Source organism: Segeticoccus rhizosphaerae (genome assembly GCF_005222685.1).
GTDB classification, from domain to species: domain Bacteria; phylum Actinomycetota; class Actinomycetes; order Actinomycetales; family Dermatophilaceae; genus Segeticoccus; species Segeticoccus rhizosphaerae.
The window spans coordinates 16,857-40,287 of record NZ_SWMA01000030.1 but is presented as its reverse complement, the minus strand read 5'-3'; the positions used below and the strand labels follow the sequence as shown (position 1 = coordinate 40,287).

20 protein-coding genes are annotated in these 23,431 nt (G+C 71.2%); 15 read left to right on the top strand and 5 right to left on the bottom strand.

The window, feature by feature from the left end:
- Positions 1–191: 191 nt before the first annotated feature.
- Positions 192–1,718: a DEAD/DEAH box helicase gene (locus tag FCN22_RS16720; RefSeq protein ID WP_238384799.1), complete on the top strand. Its 1,527-nt coding sequence runs from the start codon at positions 192–194 to the stop codon at positions 1,716–1,718.
- A gap of 12 nt (positions 1,719–1,730) precedes the next feature.
- Here the strand turns inward: FCN22_RS16720 and FCN22_RS16715 are convergent, their stop codons facing one another.
- Positions 1,731–2,774, bottom strand: coding sequence for an enoyl-CoA hydratase/isomerase family protein (locus tag FCN22_RS16715; protein ID WP_137122695.1), 1,044 nt, complete (start codon positions 2,772–2,774; stop codon positions 1,731–1,733).
- Between the two features lie 175 nt (positions 2,775–2,949).
- Between FCN22_RS16715 and FCN22_RS16710 the strand changes: the two genes are divergently transcribed.
- Genes FCN22_RS16710 through mptB form a run of 5 tightly spaced genes read left to right on the top strand, consistent with a single transcriptional unit; the run spans position 2,950 to position 7,478 of the window.
- The gene (locus FCN22_RS16710) at positions 2,950–3,810 is read left to right on the top strand and encodes a glycerophosphodiester phosphodiesterase (protein WP_202911638.1); all 861 of its coding nucleotides are present in this window, start codon (positions 2,950–2,952) and stop codon (positions 3,808–3,810) included.
- Positions 3,811–3,835: 25 nt separating this feature from the next.
- Entirely contained in the window at positions 3,836–4,270 is a 435-nt protein-coding gene (locus FCN22_RS16705; RefSeq protein WP_137122694.1) for an ATP-binding protein, read from the top strand.
- 39 nt (positions 4,271–4,309) lie between these two features.
- Positions 4,310–5,260: a DUF5926 family protein gene (locus FCN22_RS16700; protein ID WP_137122693.1), complete on the top strand. Its 951-nt coding sequence runs from the start codon at positions 4,310–4,312 to the stop codon at positions 5,258–5,260.
- A 5-nt stretch (positions 5,261–5,265) separates the two neighbouring features.
- Complete coding sequence (locus FCN22_RS16695; protein WP_137122692.1) at positions 5,266–6,006, top strand: glycosyltransferase family 2 protein; 741 nt, start codon at positions 5,266–5,268, stop codon at positions 6,004–6,006.
- The gene (gene mptB, locus FCN22_RS16690; protein WP_137122691.1) at positions 6,003–7,478 is read left to right on the top strand and encodes a polyprenol phosphomannose-dependent alpha 1,6 mannosyltransferase MptB; all 1,476 of its coding nucleotides are present in this window, start codon (positions 6,003–6,005) and stop codon (positions 7,476–7,478) included. The genes FCN22_RS16695 and mptB overlap by 4 nt, the downstream gene beginning before the upstream one ends.
- Here mptB and FCN22_RS16685 read toward each other — a convergent pair.
- Together FCN22_RS16685 and FCN22_RS16680 are read right to left on the bottom strand one after the other, a co-directional pair.
- Complete coding sequence (locus FCN22_RS16685; protein WP_137122690.1) at positions 7,438–9,738, bottom strand: hypothetical protein; 2,301 nt, start codon at positions 9,736–9,738, stop codon at positions 7,438–7,440. The two genes, mptB and FCN22_RS16685, sit on opposite strands and share 41 nt — an antisense overlap.
- A 173-nt stretch (positions 9,739–9,911) precedes the next feature.
- A complete protein-coding gene (locus FCN22_RS16680; protein ID WP_137122689.1) occupies positions 9,912–10,532 on the bottom strand; it encodes a TMEM165/GDT1 family protein in 621 nt (206 codons plus the stop codon).
- Between the two features lie 109 nt (positions 10,533–10,641).
- Here FCN22_RS16680 and FCN22_RS16675 point away from each other — a divergent pair, with 109 nt between their 5' ends.
- On the top strand, positions 10,642–11,139 hold the full coding sequence (locus FCN22_RS16675; protein WP_238384798.1) for a DUF4446 family protein: 498 nt from the start codon (positions 10,642–10,644) through the stop codon (positions 11,137–11,139).
- A gap of 2 nt (positions 11,140–11,141) precedes the next feature.
- The gene (gene pheA / locus FCN22_RS16670; RefSeq protein WP_137122688.1) at positions 11,142–12,155 is read left to right on the top strand and encodes a prephenate dehydratase; all 1,014 of its coding nucleotides are present in this window, start codon (positions 11,142–11,144) and stop codon (positions 12,153–12,155) included.
- A gap of 135 nt (positions 12,156–12,290) precedes the next feature.
- On the opposite strand, the gene FCN22_RS16665 is transcribed toward pheA, so the two are convergent.
- Positions 12,291–13,409, bottom strand: a complete 1,119-nt coding sequence (locus FCN22_RS16665) for a diacylglycerol/lipid kinase family protein (RefSeq protein ID WP_137122687.1) — start codon at positions 13,407–13,409, stop codon at positions 12,291–12,293.
- Between the two features lie 41 nt (positions 13,410–13,450).
- On the opposite strand from FCN22_RS16665, the gene FCN22_RS16660 reads away from it, so the two are divergent.
- The 6 genes from FCN22_RS16660 to FCN22_RS16635 all read left to right on the top strand — a co-directional run bounded on the left by FCN22_RS16660 (position 13,451) and on the right by FCN22_RS16635 (position 20,446).
- Positions 13,451–14,014 carry a DinB family protein gene (locus FCN22_RS16660; RefSeq protein ID WP_137122686.1) on the top strand — a complete coding sequence of 188 codons (564 nt, stop codon included), beginning with the start codon at positions 13,451–13,453 and terminating at the stop codon, positions 14,012–14,014.
- A 143-nt stretch (positions 14,015–14,157) separates the two neighbouring features.
- Positions 14,158–15,435, top strand: coding sequence for a serine--tRNA ligase (gene serS, locus FCN22_RS16655; RefSeq protein WP_137122685.1), 1,278 nt, complete (start codon positions 14,158–14,160; stop codon positions 15,433–15,435).
- 383 nt (positions 15,436–15,818) lie between these two features.
- Positions 15,819–16,205, top strand: a complete 387-nt coding sequence (locus tag FCN22_RS16650) for a hypothetical protein (RefSeq protein WP_137122684.1) — start codon at positions 15,819–15,821, stop codon at positions 16,203–16,205.
- A gap of 122 nt (positions 16,206–16,327) precedes the next feature.
- Complete coding sequence (locus FCN22_RS16645; protein ID WP_274381617.1) at positions 16,328–17,140, top strand: HAD family hydrolase; 813 nt, start codon at positions 16,328–16,330, stop codon at positions 17,138–17,140.
- 381 nt (positions 17,141–17,521) lie between these two features.
- The gene (locus FCN22_RS16640; protein WP_137122683.1) at positions 17,522–18,931 is read left to right on the top strand and encodes an MFS transporter; all 1,410 of its coding nucleotides are present in this window, start codon (positions 17,522–17,524) and stop codon (positions 18,929–18,931) included.
- A 138-nt stretch (positions 18,932–19,069) separates the two neighbouring features.
- A complete protein-coding gene (locus tag FCN22_RS16635; RefSeq protein WP_137122682.1) occupies positions 19,070–20,446 on the top strand; it encodes an MFS transporter in 1,377 nt (458 codons plus the stop codon).
- A gap of 65 nt (positions 20,447–20,511) precedes the next feature.
- Here FCN22_RS16635 and FCN22_RS16630 read toward each other — a convergent pair whose 3' ends face one another.
- On the bottom strand, positions 20,512–21,765 hold the full coding sequence (locus FCN22_RS16630) for an aspartate aminotransferase family protein (protein WP_137122681.1): 1,254 nt from the start codon (positions 21,763–21,765) through the stop codon (positions 20,512–20,514).
- Positions 21,766–21,909: 144 nt separating this feature from the next.
- Between FCN22_RS16630 and FCN22_RS16625 the strand changes: the two genes are divergently transcribed.
- A complete protein-coding gene (locus FCN22_RS16625) occupies positions 21,910–23,394 on the top strand; it encodes an NAD-dependent succinate-semialdehyde dehydrogenase (protein WP_137122680.1) in 1,485 nt (494 codons plus the stop codon).
- Positions 23,395–23,431 lie beyond the last annotated feature (37 nt).

Here is a 23,431-nt window from a genome sequence, read left to right as displayed (position 1 = left end):
ATCAACGGTCCCCGGCCGGGCCGTGGTCAAGCAGTGCGCCGAGAGCCACTACACTCTTCACAGCGGCCCGCACCGTTCTGCCTCGGGCCTGCTTCCTTAGTCGATCGCTCAAGCGCCGCGACCACTGACGAGTCGCGCCGGGCAGAACGACCCTTTGACGTACGGAGTATCCCCCTGTGTCTGTTGACACGGTGTCTGTTGACACCTTCGCCGGTCTCGGCGTGCCCATGGCCCTGTCCTCGATCCTCGAGGCCGACGGCATCACCATCCCCACCCCGATCCAGGCGGCCACGCTGCCCGACTCCCTCGCCGGCCGCGATGTCCTCGGCCGCGGGCGCACCGGATCGGGCAAGACCTATGCCTTCCTGCTGCCCGTCCTGACCCGGCTCGCGGCCAGCAACCGCCGGCGCCAGCCCAAGCGGCCGCGTGCCCTGATCGTGGTCCCGACCCGCGAGCTGGCCACACAGATCGACACGGCCATGGCCCCGCTGGCGAAGGCGCTGAACCTCAAGACACTCACCGTGTTCGGTGGCGTCGGCGCCAACCCCCAGATCAACGGACTGCGTGCCGGCGTCGACGTGGTCGTCGCCTGCCCCGGCCGGCTCGAGGACCACATGCGTCAGGGCCACGTGAGCCTCGACGCCATCGAGATCACCGTGCTGGACGAGGCCGACCACATGGCCGACCTCGGTTTCCTGCCCTGCGTGCGCCGCATCCTCGACGCCACGCCCCGGGCCAGCCAACGACTGCTCTTCTCGGCGACCCTGGACGCCGGGGTCAACGTCATCGTCAAGCGCTATCTCACCGATCCGGTGACGCACCACGCCGATTCGGCTCAGTCGCCCATCTCGAAGATGACCCACCACGTGCTCCACGTGCAGCAGGACCAGCGACTTCCGGTCCTGCAGGACCTCACGGCAGCGCCGGGACGCACCGTGGTGTTCACCCGCACCAAGCACGGCGCCAAGAAGCTGGCCAAGCAGCTCAACGCCTCGGGAGTCCCCGCCGTCGAGCTGCACGGCAACCTGAGCCAGAACGCGCGGACCCGCAACATGGACGCGTTCAAGGACGGCAGTGCGCGGACCCTGGTCGCCACCGACATCGCCGCACGCGGCATCCACGTCGACGACATCAACCTGGTCATCCACGCCGACCCGCCGGTCGAGCACAAGGCCTACCTGCACCGTTCCGGCCGCACCGCACGAGCCGGCGCCGAGGGCACCGTCATCACCTTGATGACCGACGACCAGGTGCGTGACGTGCGCGACCTGACCCGCAAGGCGGGCATCAACCCCACCACGACGCGGATCGACGCCCGGCACCCACTGCTGAAGCAGCTCGCACCCGGTGAGCGCACCTTCTCCGAGCCGCTCGTCGTCGCCGCTCCGGGGGACAACGGCAACGGCGGTGGTCGGGGTCACCGCAACGGTGCGGGCCGTCGTACCCGCGCCGACGCGACGGGTCGGGCCGGAGGGCGCGGTGGATCCGGGCGCTCCGGCGGCCAGCGTGGGGGATCCTCCTCGGCAGGGGCCGGCTCATCCAGCCGGAACGGCTCGAACGGCAACGGCTCCGGGCGGAGTGGCTCGAAGCGCGGCTCCGGCGCAGCACGCAACGGGCGCGGTGGCGATGGCGGCCGCGGGGGGTCGGCCAAGGTCTACAGCACCTCGTCCGGGTCGGGCGGCGCCGCGGCGTTCTCCGCCGGTCTCGGCCGCCGCTGACCCGCTGCGCCTTCAGCCCGACACACCGAAGAGAGCCTGCACGGCCTCGGCGCTGACCTCCTCGAGTGTCGCCGGGGCCCATCGCGGGTCGTGGTCCTTGTCCACCAGGAGCGCCCGCACACCCTCCAGGAAGTCCGAGGACTCGAGGAACGCCTCTCCCAGAGCGCGGTCCTGGCCCAGCACCTCCTCGAGGGTCGACATCGTCGCGGCGCGACGAATCGCCTCCAGCGTCACCGCCACCGACATCGGCGACCGGCTCGCGACCACCTCGGCCGCGGCCCGGGCCGGTTCGGCGGGGTGCGTCCGCAGCGCGGCGAGCACGGCCTGCGGGTCCTCGCCCGCGTAGCACCCGTCGATCCACGACCGGGCTCCGGACAGTCCGGAGCCCGGGGCCACGTCGCCGACCGTGGCGGCCTCGACGGCCTCGCCGGCGGCGAGCCGCTCGACCACGCCGGGCAGGTCGGTGGGGTCGACCACGGCGTCCGCGAGGCCGCAGTGCACCGCGTCGGCACCGCCGATGGTGGAGCCGGAGAGCGCCAGGTGGGTGCCGAGCTCACCCGGCGCGCGGGACAACAGGTAGAGCGAGCCCACATCCGGGAAGAACCCGATCCCCGTCTCCGGCATCGCGACCCGGGCGTCCGCAGTGACCAGGCGCAGTGAGCCATAGGCCGACACGCCCACCCCGCCGCCCATCACCACGCCGGTCATCAGCGCGGCATACGGCTTGGGGTAGCGGTGGACCAGGGCGTTGAGGCGGTACTCGTCGGCCCAGAACGCCGTTGCGGCACAACGGTCCCCGTCCATGATCTGCGTGCGCAGCGCCCGGATGTCACCGCCGGCGCACAGGCCGCGCTCGCCGGCGCCGTCGAGGACCACCGCGGTCACCGAGTCGTCGGCCGCCCACGCCTCGAGCTGTGCGTGCATCGCCAGCACCATCTCGTGGGTCAGGGCGTTGATCGCCTGCGGCCGGTGCAGCCGCACCCGACCGAGCGAGCCCTGCCGGGCGAACAGGACCTCGTCGGTGCCGGTGGCGCCGGGAGCGAAGTCGACCGTCACGTGCTCTCCTCCTCGATCGGCTCGTATGGCGTCGTATGACGTCGACCCTAGAGTGCGCAAGACACCCCGATCGAGTCGGGCGGCCCGGCTGGGAACAGCTCGCCCCCCGCCGATCTCCACGGGTGTCGCGCGGCGGGTGTGAGACCGGCGGCGGAGCGCGTGCCACGATGGAGCCGTGCCTGCCACCGCGCCCGGCCCCAGGGCCGCCCCGGTCGCCGCGCATCGCCTCCCCGAGGTGATCGCGCACCGGGGCTCCAGCGCCCACGAACCCGAACACACCCTCGCGGCCTACCTGCGTGCCATCGACGAGGGCGCCGACGCACTCGAGTGCGATGTCCGGCTGACCGCGGACGCGCACCTGGTGTGTGTCCACGACAGGCGGGTCAACCGCACGTCCAACGGCAAGGGCGTCGTGTCCACCCTCGAGCTGGCCACCCTCGAGGGACTCGACTGGGGCTCGTGGAAACAGGACCATCCCCAGGACACCGAGATGCCGGACGCCGACCACGGCCGCAACCAGCTGCTCACCCTGCGTCGCCTGCTGACCACCGCCCTCGAGGCGGACCGGGAGATCGGCCTCGCCATTGAGACCAAGCACCCGACCCGGTATGCCGGGCTGGTCGAGATCCAGCTCGCCCGTGTCCTGGCCGACTACGGCCTCGACCGAGCGCCCGCGGAGGGGCGACCCCACCCACGTGTCATGTCGTTCTCCCAGCTGGCGATCCAGCGGATGGGCCAGCTGTGCCCGCAGTTGCCGCTCGTCTACCTGATGGAGGGCTACGTGCCGCTCCGCTTCCGTGACGGGTCGCTGCCCAAGGGAGTCTCGATCGCCGGGATCAGCACCGAGATGCTCCGCCGCCATCCCGAGACCGTGGCCCGGCAGCACGCTCGCGGCCACCAGGTCTACGTCTACACCGTCGACGAGCTGGGGGATGTGCAGCGTTGCCTCGCGGCGGGCGTGGATGCCATCATCACGAACAGACCCGCGTTCGTCCGTGATCATCTTGAGACCACGCTACGCGGTGACGTCGACTGAGGGGACGACTAACGTGCTTCGCGTCATGACCGAGACCGGAGGCAGGGTGGGTGAGGGGCGCGTGCGCACCGTGCGGCTGCCGTGGGACCCCAAGTCCGTCCCGCAGATGCGCCGCGCCCTGCGCGCCGACCTCGAGGCCCGGTCCATCACCGAGCAGGTGATCTCGGAGTCCGAGATGGTGGTCTCGGAGCTGGTGGCCAACTCGATCCGCCACGCGCGACCGTTGCCGGACGGCTCGGTGCGTGTGCACTGGAAGGTCAAGGGCAACCAGGTCGAGGTCGAGGTGACCGACGGCGGCGGGGCCAGCACCCCGCAACCGTTGCCGCGGGCCACCTGGGTCTCGGCCGGTCGGGGTCTGCGGATCGTGCGCAGCCTGGCGCACGAGTGGGGCGTCAACGACGGCGAGGGCACCCGCACCGTGTGGGCCGCGATGGGCGGCCCGTCGCGTCGCAGGGTCTGACCTGCCCGGCTGGCAGGCCGCCCATTAGGGTGGGCGACCATGGGCAAGGCTTCACGACGCCGCAAGGCGCAGCACCAGTCTCCCGACTCCTCCCGCAGGCGTGACCCGCAGGCGGCGCCGGCGCCGTTCGTCGCACGTCCCTTCGAGGGACTGGCCGGCGAGACCGACTGGGTCGCGATGCGGGAGGTCGTGCCGGCCGCGACCGCGTCGATCCGGTTCACCGTCCCACCCGGCAGCGACGGAGAGGGCAGTGGCAGTGACGGAGACGGAGACGGCGTCGGCACCGACGAGCCGCGGGAGGCCGCGGTCGTGACCGTGCTGCCGCTCGCCTGGCCCGGCCTGCACCGCGGCGACGGCACCGTGATGGTGGCGCTGCAGTCGGGCAGCAACAGCGGCGACGCCAGCCGTGACGTGGCCCAGGTCCTGCTGGCGGCCGCGAACGCCGAACCGGGCACGCCGATCCCGAGCGCACCCCAGTCGACGGTGGGCACGCCCCGGCTGCAGGACCTCGTCGACGGGGAAGCACCCTTCGAGGTCACCGTGCACGAGGGCTTCGACTTCTGGGTCGCCGAGTCGGCCGACCTCGACGAGGACGGTCGGGCCTCCCTGGAGCGGGCCAACGAGGCCGCGGTGCCGACCGTCAAGCTCGACTCGGTGGCCTCGGCCTACTGGTGCCGCATCGGCGAGCGCACCCACATCCGCTGGATCCTGCCCCAGGACGAGGACGCCGCCACGGACGCGCTCGCCCGCCTGCACGCCGCCGACGCCAGCACGCTCGGCGAGGACACGCGCCTGCTCGGCGCGTTCCGGGCGTGCGGGCTGCTCGTGCCGGTGTGGGACCTCGACCCGGCGCTGGAGGCCGGCGACTACGAGGATGCGATGGCACAGTTCGGTCGCCGCTTCGACGAGGCCCTCGACGGCGGGCCGCTCAGCGTGGACGAACGCCGCGCGCGCTCCGGCCTGCTGAGCCGCCAGGTCACGCTCCGCTGAGCGACATGGCCGTCGCCGCCATCATCCCGGCCAAGGACGAGGCCGACCGGATCGCCGCCACGGTCACCGCGGTCCGGCAGCTCGCCGAGGTCGACCTGGTGATCGTGGTCGACGACGGCAGCACCGACGACACCGGCGAGATCGCCCGAGCCGCGGGAGCGTTCGTCGCGAGGCACCGCCGCAACCGGGGGAAGGCGGCCGCGATGATGACGGGTGCGGCCCACGTCGCCCGGCGCGACACGACCCACCCGGCCGCTGACGGCGACGCGCGTGCGCTGCTCTTCGTGGACGCCGACCTCGAGGAGAGCGCCTCGGCCCTGGCCGCCCTGGTGCCACCGGTCACCACCGATCGGGCCGACATGACGATTGCCGTGCTGCCGCCCCAACGGCGCACGGGCGGCGGCCGCGGACTCGTGGTCGGGTTGGCCCGTGAGGGCATCGCCGACCTCACCGGATGGACGTCGACCCAACCGCTGTCGGGCATGCGTTGCCTCTCGCGCCGGGCATTCGAGGCCGCCCGCCCGCTCGCCCGCGGCTGGGGAGTCGAGACGGGGCTCACGATCGACGTGCTCGACCACGGGCTGCGGATCGAGGAGGTCCGCTGCGCGCTGCACCACCGGGTCACCGGCTCCGACTGGCGGGGTCAGCTGCACCGGGGCGCGCAGTACCGCGACGTGTGGCTGGCCCTCACGACCAGGCGGCTCGCCCGGGCCCGGCGGCGCCTCGCGTCGCAGCGACCGGGGTGACGAGCCTCCTGCCGAGCCGGGGCCGCTTCGACCAGGTGGTCCGGCCGGCAGCGCTCGTGGTCTCCTTCGGGCTGCTCCTGTTCGTCGGTGCGACGGCAGAGTCGGCGGCCCGGCCGGGAATGGGCCCGCGTGGTTGGGCGCCGGGTGCGCTGCCGGTCCACCTGTCGTCGGCCACCGTCACCGTTTTGCTCTGGGCCGCCTACCTTCTCGGTGCCGGCGCCGTGGGCCTGGCGCTGTGGCGGCCCCCCTCGCGGCCGGTCCGCTGGGCTCCGCTCGTCGCGCTCGGCCTCCTGGTCCTGCTCACCGCGCCGTTCGGCTCTGCGGACCACACCAACTACGCCGCCTACGGACGGATCGCCGCCCAAGGTGGTGACCCGTATGCCGTCGCGCCCGTCACGTGGTACGGCGGCAACGACCCGGTCACCAGCGCCGTCGAGCCGCCCTGGCGTATGACACCCAGCATCTACGGTCCGCTGGCCACGGCGGTCCAGGCGCTCACCTCGCTGGTCGGCGGGGACAACCTGCGGCAGACGGTCTGGCTGTGGCAGATGGTGGTCGTCGCCTGTTTCCTCGGCGTGCGCGCGATCTTGTTGCGGCTGGCCGAGACTGAACGCTCCCGTGCGCGCGTCGACGTGTTGTGGACGCTCAACCCGGTCGTGGTCGGGGTGCTCGTGTGCGGGGCGCACGTCGACGTCCTGGCGACGCTGGCTGTGGCCGCCGCCCTGCTGCTGGCTCGGCGCAACCCCCTCCTCGCCGGGCTCGCCGTCGGCGCGGCCGTGAGCACCAAAATCACCTACGGAGTGGTGGCGCTCGGACTGCTCTGGGGTTGGCGGCTGCTCGGCCGACGAGAGCTGTTCCGTCGCGCCGGCACCGGTCTGCTCGGCGTCCTGCTCGTGGTCGTGCCGCTCTACGTGTGGGCCGGGCCGCACGTCTTCCGCCAGCTCGGCAACGCCGGCGGCAGCAGCTCGCTGGCCACCGCCTGGTCACTGGTGGTGCAGGTTCTTCGTCACGTGATGCCCGAATGGGCCGTCACCACGCTGGTGTTCGTGCTCGCTGCCATCACCATGATCGTCTTGGCGGCGGTCCTCGCCAAGCTGCTGCACGCCGACGGACGCCGCCTCGACCGACGCCACCTTGACGGACACCGCGTCGTGCGCTCGGCGACGCTCGCCACCTTCGTGCTCACCACGGCATACGTCATCGCCGCTCCCTACTCGCTGCCGTGGTACGACGCGTTGACGTGGGCGCTGTTGCCGTTGCTCGTGCCGACCGCGGTGGACCGGGTGCTGCTGGCGAGGTATGCCGTGATGGCGCTGGCCTACGTGCCCGGCCGCGTGGTCGGGATGAGCACGTCGGTCGAGGCGTTCACGCTCGACTTCCGCCGTTGGTGGGCGCCCTGGGCGGGCTGGCTGACCTGGCTCGCGCTGGCGCTCATGGTGCGGCGGGTGGGTGCGCTGCGTCGTGAGTGGTGAGCGGATCGGCCACCGGCGTGGCGGTGCCTGCGGCTCGGCGGACCCCGACCGCGATGAGCAGCGGGATGGCCAAGGTGGCCCCGATCGCGGGAATCACGGTGCCGGAGTCGTTGGCGGCGAAGCCGATGACCCAGCAGATGGCGAGGGCGACCAGGCCAGGGCGCAACAGCGGGACGCCCTCCAGGGGCGCCAGCAGCCGCCCGGGCCGCGACGACGGGCGGGCCACCAGGTAGATCGCAGCCGCGAGGCCGACGGGCACCGCCATGGTCAGCGGCGAGCTGAGCAGGATGGCGACGTTCTGGTCGAGCTTGCGCCCGACCACCTCCGAGGCGTGGCCCTCGATGACCGACTGCACGAAGGCACCGAGGTGGGTGCGTGACGGAGCCGGCCGCAACCAGTCGAGGACGGCCAGCAGCGCGAGCAGCCCGACGGTCGCTCCGACGATGGCAGCGGCCCGGCGCCAGGTCAGCCGAACGCCGAGGGCCGCCAGCAGGAGGAAGCCGAAGGCAGGCACGAGGGCGGGCGGACCGCCGAAGTCGGCCCCCCAGCCGGGCCACCCGTCGACGAGCACCGCAGCGATGCCGAGCGCGACGACCGTGGCAGCGGCGAGCCGGCGCTCGCCGGAGGCGCGCAACGGCCCGGCCAACGCGACGGCGAGCACGAGGGCTGCCGTGCCGAAGAGCGCGAACGTGACGTTGCCCATGCCGTAGAAGCGTCCGCCCACCACCGGTTGCTCGCCGAGCAGCGACGACAGCTGCAGTCGTGACCCCGTCATCACGTCGAGGGCCAGGGCGATCACGGTGGCCGCGGAGACGACACCGGCGGGCCCGAGCAGTGGGCGTCGCCACGGTCCGGCGAGCGCGACCGCGCCGATCACCCCGGCGAACAGCGCGACGGCGCCGACCATCGCGAGCCCAGGCACGCCGGCCCGCCACCAAGGGAGGGCGTTGGCCAGGAACGTCGACACCGGGACTGCGGCCGCAGCCGTCGCGCAGCCGGCCACCCAGTCCGCGATCCGCTGCCTACGCCGGGAGCCCCGCCGGGTGCGCCGCCACAGCACCGCGCCGATGGCGTAGACGACGACCTGCAGCAGCCCCCAGGTGACGAAGAACGGGCCGACGAGCGGGCGCACCTCGTCGGCGGCTGCCCCCATGTCGCGCAGGGTCTGCAGCCGGTCCTGGGTCGCCGCCTGTGTCAGCCGGCTGCCGCCAGCCAGTGGGATGGCCTCGAGCGGTGCGCCGGAGACTGCTTCGGGCAGCGGCGCATCCGGCTGCGACCCGGGCTTCGGGCCCGCCTTCGACCCCGAGTCCGGTGCCGAGTCAGGGCGCGGCTCCGACGACGACTCGGCAAGGATCGTCGCGGTCACATCACTGGCCTGCACCAGGCCCGGCTGGCGGGTGGAGCTCGACCACGCCTCCCCGGCCGGGATGCCGGGCCCGGCGAGGGCCACCAGCCGCAGGTGCTCGGAGCGGCCAGCATCGGCGAGCCCCGTGACGAGGATGCGAGCGTCCTCCGGCGCCGCCGCGACGACCTGTGCGATCCTCCGGTTGCTGCGCCGGACCTGGTCGTCATGGCTGGTCTTCGGCTGCACGGCATCGCGCGGGTCGACGTCTCCCTGGTCCCTGACTGCACCGACGTCGACGATGGTCACCGGACAGCGTGAGAGCGGCAGGTCGGGACCGAAGGGGGTGTAGCGCGCGACCCGGCCGGACGGGTCGGCGGCCGCGATGGCGGCGCCCGGCCCGATGGCCTGGACGCACATCCCCTGCCGGTGCAGCGTCTGCGCGAGCAGGCCGGGCACGGCGTCGAGCGGGCGCGCGCTGGCCGCGTGACGCCATACGTCCCACCGCGGCACCTGCGTGACCGGACCGGCGTGGGGCAGGTGCGGCAGGGCACGGCAGGCGGGTTTGTCCTGGCCGCTGGCCGTCACCGCGGTCTCGGTCGAACCGCCCGGCCCGACGTCACCGGCCCGCTGCCCGGCCGAGAGCGAGAGCCAGCCATCGATCGGGCAGGTGTTGAGCTGGACCGATCGGACCGTCATGGCCGCCGTCGTCCCGCGGCGCAGGAGAGACCACAACGAGGGGGTGCCGTCGGGCGACACGTCCTGCCAGTCCAGGCCCGCCGCGCCGATGACGATGAGTGGGCCTCGCCCCTGGACCGTGCTCGGGGAGTGTGGCCCCTGCGCGGCTCGGATCCCGACGGCCGCCGCCGCCATCAGCACGAGAGCCGCGAGCACGACGGCGATCCAGCGGCGAGTCACCCGCACAGGTTAGGCGGTGGGGGTGCGACGACCCGGGCCCTGCACGCCCCGCGTGCTCGCCCCGGCCCGGTTTGCTCGCCTCAGACCGCTTCGGCGGGCGCGAAGAGCGGTCTGAAGCGAGCAAAGCGGCCGGGCCGGAGCACGGGCGGGACGTGTCACAGGATCGGCAGGTCTCAGAGGATCGGCAGGTCGAGGCCGAGGACGCCCAGCACGGTGACCGCCGCGAGGATCAGGCAGACGACGCCGCCGATCCGGCGGATGAGGACGACCGGCAGGTAGCGCAGCAGCGTCCGGCCGAGCAGCGCGGCGAGGCCGGAGACCAGCGCGAGCGCGGCGAACGCGCCCAGTCCGATGCTGACCGGTTCGTCGTACTTCACGACAAGGCCGGCCGTGAACAGCTGGCTCAAGTCGCCCCACTCGGCGAGGAAGAGGACGAGGAAGCTCGTGGTGACGGCCCGCAGGCCGGTGGCGCCGGGTCGGGCCTTGGCCTCGAACTCGTGCTCCGCCTCGGCCTCCTCCTGCTTGGCCTTCGCGGCACCGCGCAGCAGGATGATCCCGCCGACGAGGAAGAGCGCGGCGACGAGGATCTCGACCGGTGTGCGGGGGAGGCGCCCGATGAAACCACCGAGGGTCACGGCCACCAGGGTCTGGATCAGGAAGGCCGACGCGACCCCGATCCAGACCAGCAGCGGGCGGTAGCGCGTCGCGAGGACCAGGGTGGCGATGAAGGTCTTGTCCGGCAGCTCGACCACGAAGATCGTGGTGAAGGCCGTGAGCAGCAGGGCGAGATCCATGTCCCGCGAAGCCTAACGGGTGCGGCCCAGCGCCTTGAGAGCGACCGCGAGGTGGCCGCGGCGCGCCCGGCCCCGGCGTGTGGGTGGCCCGAGCAATACGCTCGGGCCTGTGAACCTGTCTGCCGGAACCGCCGGGACCCTGGCGGTCGTCGCCTGCGTCGTGGCGGTGCTGGCGCTGCTCATGGGGGTCGGGGCGCAGCTGCGGCTGACCCGGGTGAAGCGTCGCTACCGCGTCCTGTGGGGCGACGGCACCGCCGACGTCGCCACCGTGCTGGCCCGGCAGGACGACCGGATGACCGCGCTCGCCACGAGGGTCGACGGGCTGCGCCGCGAGGTCGTCAGCGGCAGGGACGACGTGCGGCAGAGCCTGCGGCACGTGGCCGTCGTGCGGTATGACGCCTTCGGCGACATGGGCGGCCGGCTCTCCTTCTCGGCAGCGATCATCGACGACGGCGGCGACGGGATCGTGCTGTCCTCGATCCACGGCCGCGGCGAGTCGCGCACCTACGCCAAGGGCGTCGTCCGGGGCGACAGCGACGTCACGCTGACACCCGAGGAGCAGCAGGCGCTCGCGGCGGCACGCACCGGCAACGACAGCGAGGGATGACGATGACGGCAGCGACAGCACCCGCGACACCGACGGCACGGCGATACGGTTTCCTCGGGCCGGCAGGGACGTTCACCGAGATGGCGCTGCGCAGCCGACCCGAGTCGGAGGGTGCCGAGTCCGTGGCCTTCGCGTCGGTGGACCTGGCGCTCACGGCGGTGCGCGACGGCGAGGTCGACGGCGCGATGGTGCCGATCGAGAACTCGGTCGAGGGCGGGGTGAGCGCCACCCTCGACGCGCTCACCCGGTCAGAGGGGCTGGTCATCGTCGGTGAGGCCCTGGTGCCGATCACGTTCGTGCTCGCCGCCCCCGCCGGCACCACGCTCGAGCAGGTGCGCCGGATCGGCACCCACCCGCACGCGTGGGCCCAGGTGCGTGGGTGGGTCGCGCAGCACCTGCCGGACGCGTTGTACGTGCCCTCGGGGTCGACCGCTGCCGCCGCGGCCGCGCTCTCCGGTGCGCCGCAGGAGCCGTCGGCCACCGGTGCGGAGGGTGCGGTCGCAGGCAGTGGTGAGCGGACGGCATACGACGCGGCGGTCTGTGCACCGGTGGCGGCCTCGAACCAGGGCCTGACCGTCCTCGCCGACGGCATCGAGGACCGGACGGGCGCGGTGACGCGGTTCGTGCTGGTCAGCCGCGCGGGGGTCGTGCCGGAGCCGACCGGCGCCGACAAGACGACGGTCGTGCTGTTCCAGCGCGAGGACCACCCGGGTGGGTTGCTGTCCTTCCTCGAGCAGTTCGCGACGCGGGGGATCAACCTCAGCCGGATCGAGTCGCGGCCGACCGGCGAGCGCCTCGGTGACTACTGCTTCTCGATCGACTGCGAGGGACACGTCGCCGACGAACGCGTCGGTGAGGCGCTGATGGGCCTGCGGCGGGTCTGCGCGCAGGTGCGCTTCCTCGGGTCCTACGGGCGCGCCGACCTGGCACCGGCGACGGTGGCGGCGGACACGACCGACGACGCCTTCATCGAGGCGAGGGACTGGCTCGGCATGCTCCGGCGGCCGCTTCCCTGACCCTCGGCTCGGCTCGGTCCGAGCCGTGCTCGGCCCAGGCCGCTTTGCGCGGTTCAGGCCGGTCCGCGGCGTCCGACACGCCGTCCGAGATGAGCAAAGGCGCCCGCGAACGAGCCGGTATGCCGGGTGGCCGGCTCAGGAGGGGACGCGCACCGTCAGGGCCAGGGGGTCGGCCCAGGCGATGATCTCCCGCGCCTGCCCGACCGGGTCACCGTCGAGCTGGACCTCGACCATCCGGTCGGTCTGCACCCGGACGTCGACCGACCGGTGGTGCTCCACCCGTTCGTGCCCGGCCCGGCGCCGGGTGACCACCCGACCGGCCACGGCGACCCACCCGACCACGCCCTGGGGCGACAGCACCACCGAGTCGAGCTCGCCGTCGTCGACCTCGGCGTCCGGCATGAGCACGAGTCCCCCCGTGAGCTTGCCGCAGTTGCCGACCAGCACCGACTGGACGCGGCGACTGATCGGCTCCTCACCGCCGAAGCTGGCACGCGCCCTGAAGCTCGACCCGGGCAGGTTCTTGAGCCCGGACACCCCATAGGCCAGCCAGCCCACCCTGGCCTTGAGCTTCTCCGGTGCGTCGCTGACCACGACGGCGTCGAAACCGATCCCGGCCATCACCATGAAGATGTGCTCCTCCGGAGCCTGGTGCTCCTCGGCGGGGACGATCTGGATCCGGCCCACGTCGATCCGCTTGTTGCGCCCGCCCAGTGCGACGAGTGCCGCCTCGCGCAGGTCATGGGGGAGGGAGAGGTTGCGGGCGAGCAGGTTGCCGGTGCCGGCGGGAAGGATGCCCATGGGGGTGTGCGAGTCGAGCAGCCCGATCGCCACGGCACGCACCGTGCCGTCTCCACCGAGGGCACACACCAGGTCGACGTCCTCCGCCAGTGCCGCCCTGGCCTGCCCGGTCCCGTGGTCGTCGACGGTGGTCTCGAGCCAGAGCGGTTCGTCCCAGCCTGCCTCGCGGCACGCGCGGCCGATGCGTTCGCGCGGCACCGAGGGATCGTTGAACTTCGTCGGGTTCACGATGATCGCGGCGCGCTTGGTGGGCGTCTCGCGGTCAGCGGAGCCGTCGCTGCCGTCGCGGAAGTGGTCGCGAGAGGGCCGGCGACGGCGCAGGTGTCGTCGCCCACCGACAGCCTCGTCGGAGCCTGCCGACCGACCCTGCCAGGCGAGCACGACCCAGGCCACCACGAGCAGCAGCACCGCGACGACGCCGAGGGCCACCGGGCCCGCAGAGTCTTTGAGCACAAGCGCACGTTACCCGACCGTAGGGGGAGAGAATGACGCACATGACCGCTCCCGATGACCGTCCGGAGCCTCCGGCCACGGTGGCCGACCCGAAGGACTGGACCGTGGTGGTCCGGGAGTCCTGCGCCGAGTGCGGCTTCGACCCCGCGCGCCTCCAGCGCCGCGAGCTGCCCGGCCGGATCCGCGACACCATCCCGCGTTGGCAGGCGGTGCTGACCCGATCCGGCGGGGCCCTGCACGACCGGCCGGCCCCCACGACCTGGTCGCCGCTCGAGTACGCCTGCCACGTCCGCGACGTCACCCACGTCTTCACCGGGCGGCTCGACGTCATGCTGCGCGAGGACGACCCGTCGCTGCCGTCGTGGGACCAGGACGCCGCCGCCGTGGAGGGCCGCTACTGGCGAGAGGACGCCGGCCAGGTCGCGGAAGCGTATGCCGAGGGAGCGGCAGTGCTCGCCGGTGCCTTCGACTCCGTCCCCGACTCCGCGTGGGACCGCCCGGGTCGCCGCAGCGACGGCTCGGCCTTCACCGTCGAGACGCTCGGCGCCTACTGTCTGCACGACCTCGAGCACCACCTGACCGACGTCGGCGCGACGCCCCGCTGACACCCCTCACCTCCCCCTCCCATAGTTGCTGGGGTATGGCGTCGTCGGTGACGCCCTTTCCCAGCAACTACGCATCTCCCGGCAACTCCACCGCCGGACAACTGGGGTGAGGCGTGCGGGGGTGCGCCGATAGGCTCGGGCGCGTGATCGACATACGACTCGTGCGTGAGGACCCGGAGCGGGTGCGTGCGTCGCAGCGCGCCCGCGGTGAGGACGAGGGGATCGTCGACGCGATCCTCGCTGCCGACGAGGCGCGCCGGTCGTCCCTGACCGAGTTCGAGCGGTTGCGGGCCGAGCAGAAGTCGTTCGGCAAGCAGGTCGCCGCGGCCAAGGGTGAGGAGAAGGCGGCGCTCGTCGCGCAGGCCAAGGCCACCTCCGACAAGGTCAAGCAGCTGCAGGCCTCGGCCGACACCGCTTCGGAGGACCTCGACGCGCTCGTCCGCCGCCTGCCCAACGTCATCGAGGAGGGCATCCCGAGCGGTGGCGAGGACGATTACGCGGTGCTCGAGACGGTGGGTGCGCCACGCGATTTCGCGGCGGAGGGCTTCGAGCCGCGCGACCACCTCGAGCTCGGTGAGCTGCTCGGGGCGATCGACATGGAGCGCGGTGCCAAGGTCAGCGGCGCGCGGTTCTACTTCCTCACCGGTGTCGGGGCCCGGCTGGAGCTCGCGATCCTCAACCTCGCGATTGCGCAGGCGATCGAGCACGGCTTCACGCCCATGATCACACCGACCCTGGTCAAGAGCGACGTCATGCATGGCGCGGGGTTCCTCGACGCCCACGCCGACGAGGTCTACCGGCTCGACGACGACGACCTCTACCTCACCGGCACCTCCGAGGTGGCGCTCGCCGGCTACCACGCCGACGAGATCCTCGACCTCTCGGACGGTCCGAAGCGGTATGCCGGGTGGTCGGCCTGCTACCGCCGCGAGGCCGGGTCCTACGGCAAGGACACCCGCGGCATCATCCGGGTGCACCAGTTCCAGAAGGTCGAGATGTTCTCCTACTGCCGGCCCGAGGACGCGGCCGACGAGCACCAGCGGCTGCTGGGCTGGGAGCGCGAGATGCTCGCCAAGATCGAGGTGCCCTACCGGATCATCGACACGGCGGCGGGCGACCTCGGCGGTCCGCCGGCGCGCAAGTTCGACTGCGAGGCCTGGGTGCCGACGCAGGGCCGCTACCGCGAGCTGACCTCGACCTCGAACTGCACCACCTATCAGGCGCGCCGGCTCGGTATCCGCGAGCGTGACCCGAACTCGGAGAAGGGCACGACCCGCCACGTGGCGACCCTCAACGGCACGCTCGGCACGACCCGCTGGATCGTGGCGATCCTGGAGAACCACCAGCAGGCCGACGGTTCCGTGGTGGTGCCCGAGGCGTTGCGGCCCTACGTCGGTCTGGACGTCCTGCGCCCAGCCTGACCCGGGCCGGGCGTCCCGCGAGCAGCACACGTGGCGGCGAACCGCACAGGTAAACGTGTGCCGCTCGCCGCGAGGTGTGCGACTCGTCGGGGCGTGTTCTACCCGGCGTCGGAGTGGACCACACTCACCCCAGCGGAGCGTCATGCCGCATTGGTCCACGCCACGGCCCTCGTGTCCGGGGACGACCTGCACTTCTCCCACCGCAGCGCGGCCGCCGTGTGGAAGCTGCCCGTCCTCGGCGCCCAACCGTGGCGGGTTGACGTGATCAGCTCGGGGGCCAGCGGATCGACGCGACCTGAGCCGCACGGTGCCACTGGCTGGCGGGGTCACGAGAGGTGGCGAAGCTGCCAGTGCGGTCGCGTGGTCGGTCGAGGGCCCACCTGGTGAGTGAGCTGGCCGACGGACGAGCCGAGTCGCCCGGTGAGTCGCTCAGCCGCGTGCGGATGTTTGAGCTCCGGCTGCTGAGGCCGGAGCTGCAGGTCGAGGTCCGTGATGTGGACGGCCTCGCCGGACGGTGCGATTTCGGGTGGGAGGAGCAGCGATTGCTGGGCGAGTTCGACGGCAGGGTCAAGTATGGCCGGCTGTGTTGCGACTCCGCGGAAGAGGCTGCCGAGACCTTGTGGCGGGAGAAGCGACGCGAGGACCGTCTACGCCGCACCGGGGCGCTGGTGGCGAGGTGGGTGGGGGCCGACGTCTGGGACGGGAGGTGGCTGCTCGGCATACTGCGTCAGTTAGGGCTGGTGCCCACGCCGAGGCGAGGGTGGCTGTGAGCTCCGGTCACGCCCTCCGCCCACGAGCAACACACTTGGCGACGAACCGCACAGGTAGAGGTGTGCAGTTCGTTGGCAAGTGTGCTCATCTGGGCTGCGGCGCGACCGCATAGGGTGCATCCGTGACTGCGCGCAACGGCTCCGATCCGGTCCTGGTCGCCCTCGACGTCGACGGCACGACCATCCACCACGACGGCACCATGTCGCCGGCGGTGAAGGATGCGGTGCAGGCGGTCGCAAGCGAGGGCCACCACGTGGTCATCGCGACGGGCCGTTCGGTGCTCGCCACCCTGCCGATTCTCGAAGAACTCAAGCTGACAACCGGATTCGCCGTCTGCTCCAACGGCGCCATCACCATCGCCATCGACCCGTCCGCGCCCGGTGGCTACGAACAGCTCGAGACGGTCACGTTCGATCCGGCACCCGCCCTGAACCTGCTGCGGGACTCGTGGCCGGACGCCGTGGTCGCGGTGGAGGAGGTGGGCGTCGGGTTCAAGGTGAGCGCACCGTTTCCCGACGGGGAACTGATGGGTGCCCTGCGCGTCGTCCCCTGGGAGGAGCTCGTCTCCCACCCGGCGACGCGTGTCACGTTTCGCAGCCCGACCGGCACGTCCGAGGACTTCATGGACCTGGTCGAGCGGATCGGGCTGCACGGTGTCAACTATGCGGTGGGCTTCACCGCGTGGCTCGACATCAATCCCGAAGGCGTCTCCAAGGGGTCCGCGCTCGAGCAGGTCCGACGTCGGATCGGGGTCGAGCCGTCCCTCACGGTGGCCGTCGGCGACCAGCGCAACGACCTGGAGATGCTGCGCTGGGCGGCCCGAGGCGTGGCCATGGGTCAGGCGCCGGACGAGGTGAAGCAGGCGGCCGACGAGGTCACGTCGGACGTCGACGATGACGGGCTCGTGCCGGTGCTGCGCTCCCTTCTGTGGTGAATCTGTTGTGAACGCTCCACCGCCGCAGCGCCCCGCAGCAGTTTGACGCAGCAGCCTCAACCCAATAGCGTCGTGGGTCGCTCCACACCGGGTCAGGGCCCCGGGAGCACCCCTGGTCCCCGCCGGACCGGCGACCCGGGACGGACGGGCACGTCCCGTTCAGGGGCTAGGCACCCGGAGCGGCGCCCGCTACCCTGATTGTCGACAAAATGACAATCGAGGAGGATCGCGCCCCGGCGCGTGGGGTGGTCCCGAAGTCACTCACGTACCGCAACCCGCCCGCACCGCAACCCGTCCGACCGAACCATCCGGCCAACTCAGCAGCGACCGGGCACGAGTTCTCTCGCCCGTGGCCCGGTCTGCGTCTAGGAGGACCAGACCATGGGATCCACACCGACGAACGCGAATCCACCCGAATCAGAACCGGGAGAGAAGGTCGCGCCACCTGACGTCCTGCGCAAGGCGGTCGCGGCCTCCGCGCTCGGCAACGCGACCGAGTGGTTCGACTACGGCGTCTACGCCTACGTGGCCACCGAGATCGGCGACGCGTTCTTCCCCGGCGACTACTCCACACTCGGAGCACTGCTCGTCTTCGCCGTCTCCTTCGTCCTTCGTCCTCTGGGCGGCATCGTCTGGGGCCCGTTGGGCGACCGACTGGGACGGTCGACGATTCTCGCCACGACCATCCTGCTGATGTGCGTGGCCACCTTCCTGGTCGGCTGCCTGCCCACCTACGACAGCGTTGGCATCCTCGCGCCGATCCTGCTGATCATCCTGCGCGTGGTGCAAGGCTTCTCGACCGGTGGTGAATACGGCGGGGCCGCCACGTTCATGGCGGAGTACTCGCCTGACAAGAAGCGCGGTTTCTGGGGCAGCTTCCTCGAGTTCGGCACCCTCGGCGGCTTCACCGCTGCCGTCGTCGTGGTCTTCGTCGTCAACCAGATCGTCGGTGACCAGGCCATGCACGACTGGGGCTGGCGCATCCCCTTCCTGCTGTCCCTGCCGCTCGGTGGCATCGGCCTCTACCTGCGGCTGAAGATGGAGGACACCCCCGTCTTCCAGGAGCTCGAGTCGGAGGGCGAGTCCGAGAGCGGCGCCACGACGGCGCTCAAGGACCTGTTCGTCAACCACTGGCGGCCGATCCTGCAGCTGTTCGGGTTGGTGATCGCGTTGAACATCGCCAACTACACCCTCTTGGCCTACATGCCGACCTATCTGCAAGAGACCCTCGACATGTCGTCCTCCAGCACCGACCTGCTGGTCATCATCGGCCAGGTCTGCATGATGGCGGTGATCCCGGTCGCCGGATCCCTGTCCGACCGGATAGGACGCAAGCCGTGCTGGTGGATCTCGCTCGTCGGGCTGTTCATCCTGGCCGCGCCGATGTTCTGGTTGATGAGCAAGGGTTTCGTGTGGGCGGTCATCGGATTCACCGTGATGGGACTGGTCTACCTGCTCCAGCTCGGGACCATCTCGGCAACCTTCCCGGCGATGTTCCCGACGCAGGTGCGCTACTCCGGGATGGCGATCTCCTACAACGTCGCCACCGCTGCCTTCGGGGGCACCGCGCTCGCCGTCAACGAGCACTTCATCAAGGTCACCGGCAACAACCTGTTTCCGGCGTTCTACATGATGGGCGCGATGGTGATCGGCATGATCGCGCTCTACTTCGTGGTCGAGACCAAGGGCGCGTCGCTGCGCGGCACAGGCACGCCCGGTGTCATCTCCCGGCCCGCCGGCAGGCGTCCGGGCGGACCGTCCCGGCGCCCCCAGCCCGACCCCATGCTGTAGCCGAGCGGCCGCGCCCGCGGCTCGACACGGCATACCAGGACGTGGCCGTCGCCCTCAGCGAGGTGCGGCGGCCACGTTTGTCGTCGGCCGGTGGCGGGTAACTCCTAGGGCTGCACCGCGCTGCAGAGGGAGAGGCCCATGACGTCGCCGGCAGAGGAACCCGTCGAGCAGGGTGGAGAAGTTCCCGTCGTCCCCAACCCGGTGCTGCGCAGGGCGGTCGGCGCCTCGATGATCGGCAACGCGACCGAGTGGTACGACTACGGCGTCTACGCCTACCTGGTCGTGGAGCTCACGCACAACTTCTTCCCCGGGAAGTACGGCCAGCTGGCCACGCTCCTGGTGTATGCCGTGTCGTTCGTCCTGCGTCCGCTCGGCGGCGTCGTCTGGGGCCCGATCGGCGACCGGATCGGCCGCAACAAGGTCATGGCGATGACCATCATCCTGATGGCGCTCGGCACGTTCTTCGTCGGCGTGATCCCGAGCTACGACTCGATCGGCATCTGGGCGCCGGTCCTGCTCATCTTCCTGCGCGTGGTGCAGGGTTTCTCGACCGGTGGTGAATACGGCGGGGCCGCCACCTTCATGGCGGAGTACGCCCCCGACGAGAAGCGCGGATTCTGGGGGTCCTTCCTCGAGTTCGGCACGCTGGCCGGCTTCAGCGGTGGCATCGTCATCACCCTGATCCTGCGAGCCGTCCTCAGCGATGACGCCATGACGTCGTGGGGGTGGCGGATCCCGTTCCTCATCGGCCTGCCCCTCGGCCTGGTCGGTCTCTACCTGCGCACCAGGATGGAGGACACGCCGGTCTTCCGCCGGTTGCAGGAGAAGCAGGAGGTCGAGCTCGAGGCAACAGGCGCGCTGAAGGACCTGTTCCGCCTCTACTGGCGTCCGATCATCCACCTGTTCGGCCTGGTCATCGCCCTGAACATCGCGGACTACACGCTGCTCACCTACATGCCGACCTACATGCACGCGACGCTCGGCATATCCCAGACCAATGCGGACATCGTGGTGCTCATCGGTCAGCTGACCATGATGGGACTGATCTGGATCGCGGGGGCGACCTCCGACCGCGTCGGGCGAAAACCGTTGTGGTGGTTCTCACTGATCGGGCTGTTCATCGTCGCCACGCCCTGCTTCTGGCTGATGTCAAAGGGATTCGGCTGGGCGATCGTCGGGTTCACCGTGATGGGTCTGATCTTCCTGCCGCAGCTCGGGACGATCTCGGCTACCTTCCCCGCCATGTTCCCGGCCCACGTGCGCTATGCGGGGATGGCGATCAGCTACAACGTCGCGACGGCGGCCTTCGGTGGGACCGCGGCCTTCGTCAACGACGCGTTGGTCGGCGCGACCGGCAACGACCTGATGCCGGCGTTCTACATGATGGCCGCGATGGTCATCGGGATGATCGCGCTCATCGGGGTCCCGGAGACGGCAGGGCTTTCCATCCATGGCCGCCGGGTGCCGGGGGTGGCCGACGAGGACCAGCCCGGCATCCACAACCTGTCCACCTGACGGCATCGGCGCCGTGCGACCGAGGGACCGGCCGCACGGCGCCGATCAGGCAGCCGTGCCGATGCTCAGCTCGTGACGGCCTCGACGGCGTCGCGCCAGATCGAGGCGGCCTCCTGGACGTCCTCGGACTTCACGACCAGGGCCGGGATGAAGCGCACCACCTGGCTCCAGGGCCCGCAGGTGAGCAGCAGCAGACCGCGCTTGGCGGCCTCCTGCTGGGCCGCGGCAGCCGTCCTGCCGTCCGGGTTGCCGTTGGCGTCGCGGAACTCGTTGCCGATCAACAGCCCCAGACCGCGGACGTCGGTGATCTGCTTGTGGTCGGCCGCAACCGCCGCGAGGGCCTGCTTGAGCTCCGCGCCGCGCTCCGCCGAGTTCTCGACCAGCTTCTCGTCCCTGATGACGTCCATGGTGGCCAGGGCGGCTGCGCACGCGACGGCGTTGGCGCCATACGTGCCGCCCTGCGATCCGGGCCAGGCCTTGTCCATCAGCGCGGAGGACGCGGCGATGCCCGAGAGTGGGAATCCAGACGCAAGGCCCTTGGCGGTGACCAGCACGTCGGCCTTGATGTCGAAGTGCTCGCCGCCCCAGAACTTGCCGGTGCGGCCCCAGCCGGTCTGCACCTCGTCGACCACGAGCAGGATGCCGTGCTTGTCGGCGCGCTCGCGCAGTCCGGCGAAGAAGCGCTCGTTGCCGGGCACGTAGCCGCCCTCACCCAGCACCGGTTCGACGACGAACGCCGCTGTGTCGTTGGGCGCGCTGAGGGTCTGCAGCACGTAGTCGAGCTGCTTGAGCGCGAAGTCGGTTACCTCCTCCTGCGGCCAGCCGAAGTGGCCCGGGTCGGGGAACGGCGAGACGTAGACCCCGGCCATGAGCGGCGCGAAGCCGGACCGGAACTTGGTGCCCGACGACGTCATCGACGCAGCGGCCACCGTGCGGCCGTGGAACCCACCGTGGAACACGATGATGTTGGGCCGACCGGTCGCCTGGCGGGTGAGACGCAATGCCGCCTCGATCGCCTCGGAGCCGGAGTTGGCGAAGAACGTGCGGTCCATCCCGGCCGGCAGTACCTCGCCCATCCGCTCCGCGAGCGTGAGCAGCGGCCGGTGCATCACCGTGGTGTACTGCCCGTGGATCAGCGTGCCGACCTGCTTCTGCGCGGCCTCGACGACGCGCGGGTGGCAGTGCCCGGTGCTGGTGACCCCGATGCCCGCGGTGAAGTCGAGATAGCGACGGTCGTCCTCGTCATACAGGTAGACGCCCTCGCCGCGTGCGGCGATGACCCCCGTTGCCTGCTTCAGGATCTGCGAGAGCTCAGCCACCTGTCCTCCTCTGGTAGATTGTTGACAATCACACTAGGAACGTGAGCCGCCAAAGTCAACGCGGACGTATGTCGCTGCTCACCGTAGGCTGGAAACGCACCAACACACACACCCTGACGAGATCCACAGCAACGAGGAGGCGAGATGGTCAGCACCGGGACCCCGGACACCACGAGCACGCAGGAGGCCGTCGTCCAGGCGGTCCCGAAGCAGCTGTTCATCGACGGGGGGTGGGTCGATGCCGAGGGTGGGAAGAGGTTCGATGTGCTCGACCCGTCCACCGGAGAGGTGCTCTGCTCGGTCGCGGACGCGAGCCCTGCCGACGGGCGCAAGGCCCTCGATGCCGCGGTCGCCGCGCAGGCCTCCTTCGCCGCCACCTCGCCCCGCGAGCGCGCCGACATGCTGATGAGGGCGTTCGACCTGCTGCACGAGCGGATCGACGACCTGGCCCGGCTGATGACGCTGGAGATGGGCAAGCCGCTGGCCGAGGCGAAGGGTGAGATCTCCTACGCGGCCGAGTTCCTGCGTCACTTCGCCGGCGAGGCCGTGCGCATCAACGGTGGTTACCAGGTCGCGCCGGCAGGTGGCTCGCGCTTCCTCGTGACGCGGCAGCCGGTCGGGCCGTGCCTGCTGATCACCCCGTGGAACTTCCCGATGGCCATGGGCACCCGCAAGATCGGGCCGGCCATCGCGGCGGGCTGCACGTCGGTGATCAAGCCTGCCCACCAGACACCGCTGTCGATGCTGGCCTTCATCGACATCCTCCGCGAGGCGGGCGTGCCGGACGGCGTGGTCAACTGCGTGACCGCGATGGACTCCGGTGGCGTGATGGAGCCGCTGATCCGGTCGGGGCTGGCGCGCAAGCTGTCCTTCACCGGCTCGACCAAGGTCGGCAAGATCCTGCTCGAGCAGTGTGCCGAGCACGTGCTGCGCACCTCGATGGAGCTCGGCGGCAACGCGCCGTTCATCGTCTTCGAGGACGCCGACCTCGACGAGGCGGTCCAGGGCGCGATGGCGGCGAAGATGCGCAACATGGGGGAGGCCTGCACGGCCGCCAACCGGATCTACGTGCACGAGAGCGTGATCGACGACTTCGGCAAGCGGCTGGCGGAGACCATGGCCGGCCTGACGGTGGGCCGCGGCGTCGACGAGGGCACCACGGTCGGACCCCTCATCGACGACGCCGCCCAGAACAAGGTGAGCGAGCTCGTGGCCGACGCGGTCGAGCGCGGCGCCGAGCTGCTGACCGGTGGGCAGACGCCTGACGGCGCGGGCTACTTCTACCCACCGACGGTGCTGACCGGCGTCTCCAAGGACGCACGGATGGCCACCGAGGAGATCTTCGGCCCGGTGGCACCCCTCACCCCGTTCAGCGAAGAGGAGGAGGCGATCAAGGCGGCCAACGACACCGAGTTCGGCCTGGTGGCCTACGTCTACACCAACGATCTGCGTCGCTCGCTGCGCGTCGCCGAAGCGCTTGAGAGCGGCATGGTCGGCCTCAACCAGGGTGTGGTCTCCAACCCGGCAGCACCGTTCGGCGGGGTCAAGCAGTCGGGGCTCGGCCGTGAGGGCGGCCCGACCGGCATCGACGAGTTCCTCGAGACGAAGTACATCGGCATCACCATGTGAGCCCCCGCGGCCGAGCCGCTCCACCTGACCGGACACC

Excerpts from the sequence above, each read along its gene's own strand:
- FCN22_RS16705 (WP_137122694.1), top strand. The coding sequence starts at position 3,836 with ATGACCGAGACCGGAGGCAGGGTGGGTGAGGGGCGCGTGCGCACCGTG.
- FCN22_RS16700 (WP_137122693.1), top strand. The coding sequence starts at position 4,310 with ATGGGCAAGGCTTCACGACGCCGCAAGGCGCAGCACCAGTCTCCCGAC.
- FCN22_RS16695 (WP_137122692.1), top strand. The coding sequence starts at position 5,266 with ATGGCCGTCGCCGCCATCATCCCGGCCAAGGACGAGGCCGACCGGATC.
- FCN22_RS16680 (WP_137122689.1), bottom strand. The coding sequence starts at position 10,532 with ATGGATCTCGCCCTGCTGCTCACGGCCTTCACCACGATCTTCGTGGTC.
- pheA (WP_137122688.1), top strand. The coding sequence starts at position 11,142 with ATGACGGCAGCGACAGCACCCGCGACACCGACGGCACGGCGATACGGT.
- FCN22_RS16660 (WP_137122686.1), top strand. The coding sequence starts at position 13,451 with ATGACCGCTCCCGATGACCGTCCGGAGCCTCCGGCCACGGTGGCCGAC.
- FCN22_RS16640 (WP_137122683.1), top strand. The coding sequence starts at position 17,522 with ATGGGATCCACACCGACGAACGCGAATCCACCCGAATCAGAACCGGGA.
- FCN22_RS16635 (WP_137122682.1), top strand. The coding sequence starts at position 19,070 with ATGACGTCGCCGGCAGAGGAACCCGTCGAGCAGGGTGGAGAAGTTCCC.
- FCN22_RS16625 (WP_137122680.1), top strand. The coding sequence starts at position 21,910 with ATGGTCAGCACCGGGACCCCGGACACCACGAGCACGCAGGAGGCCGTC.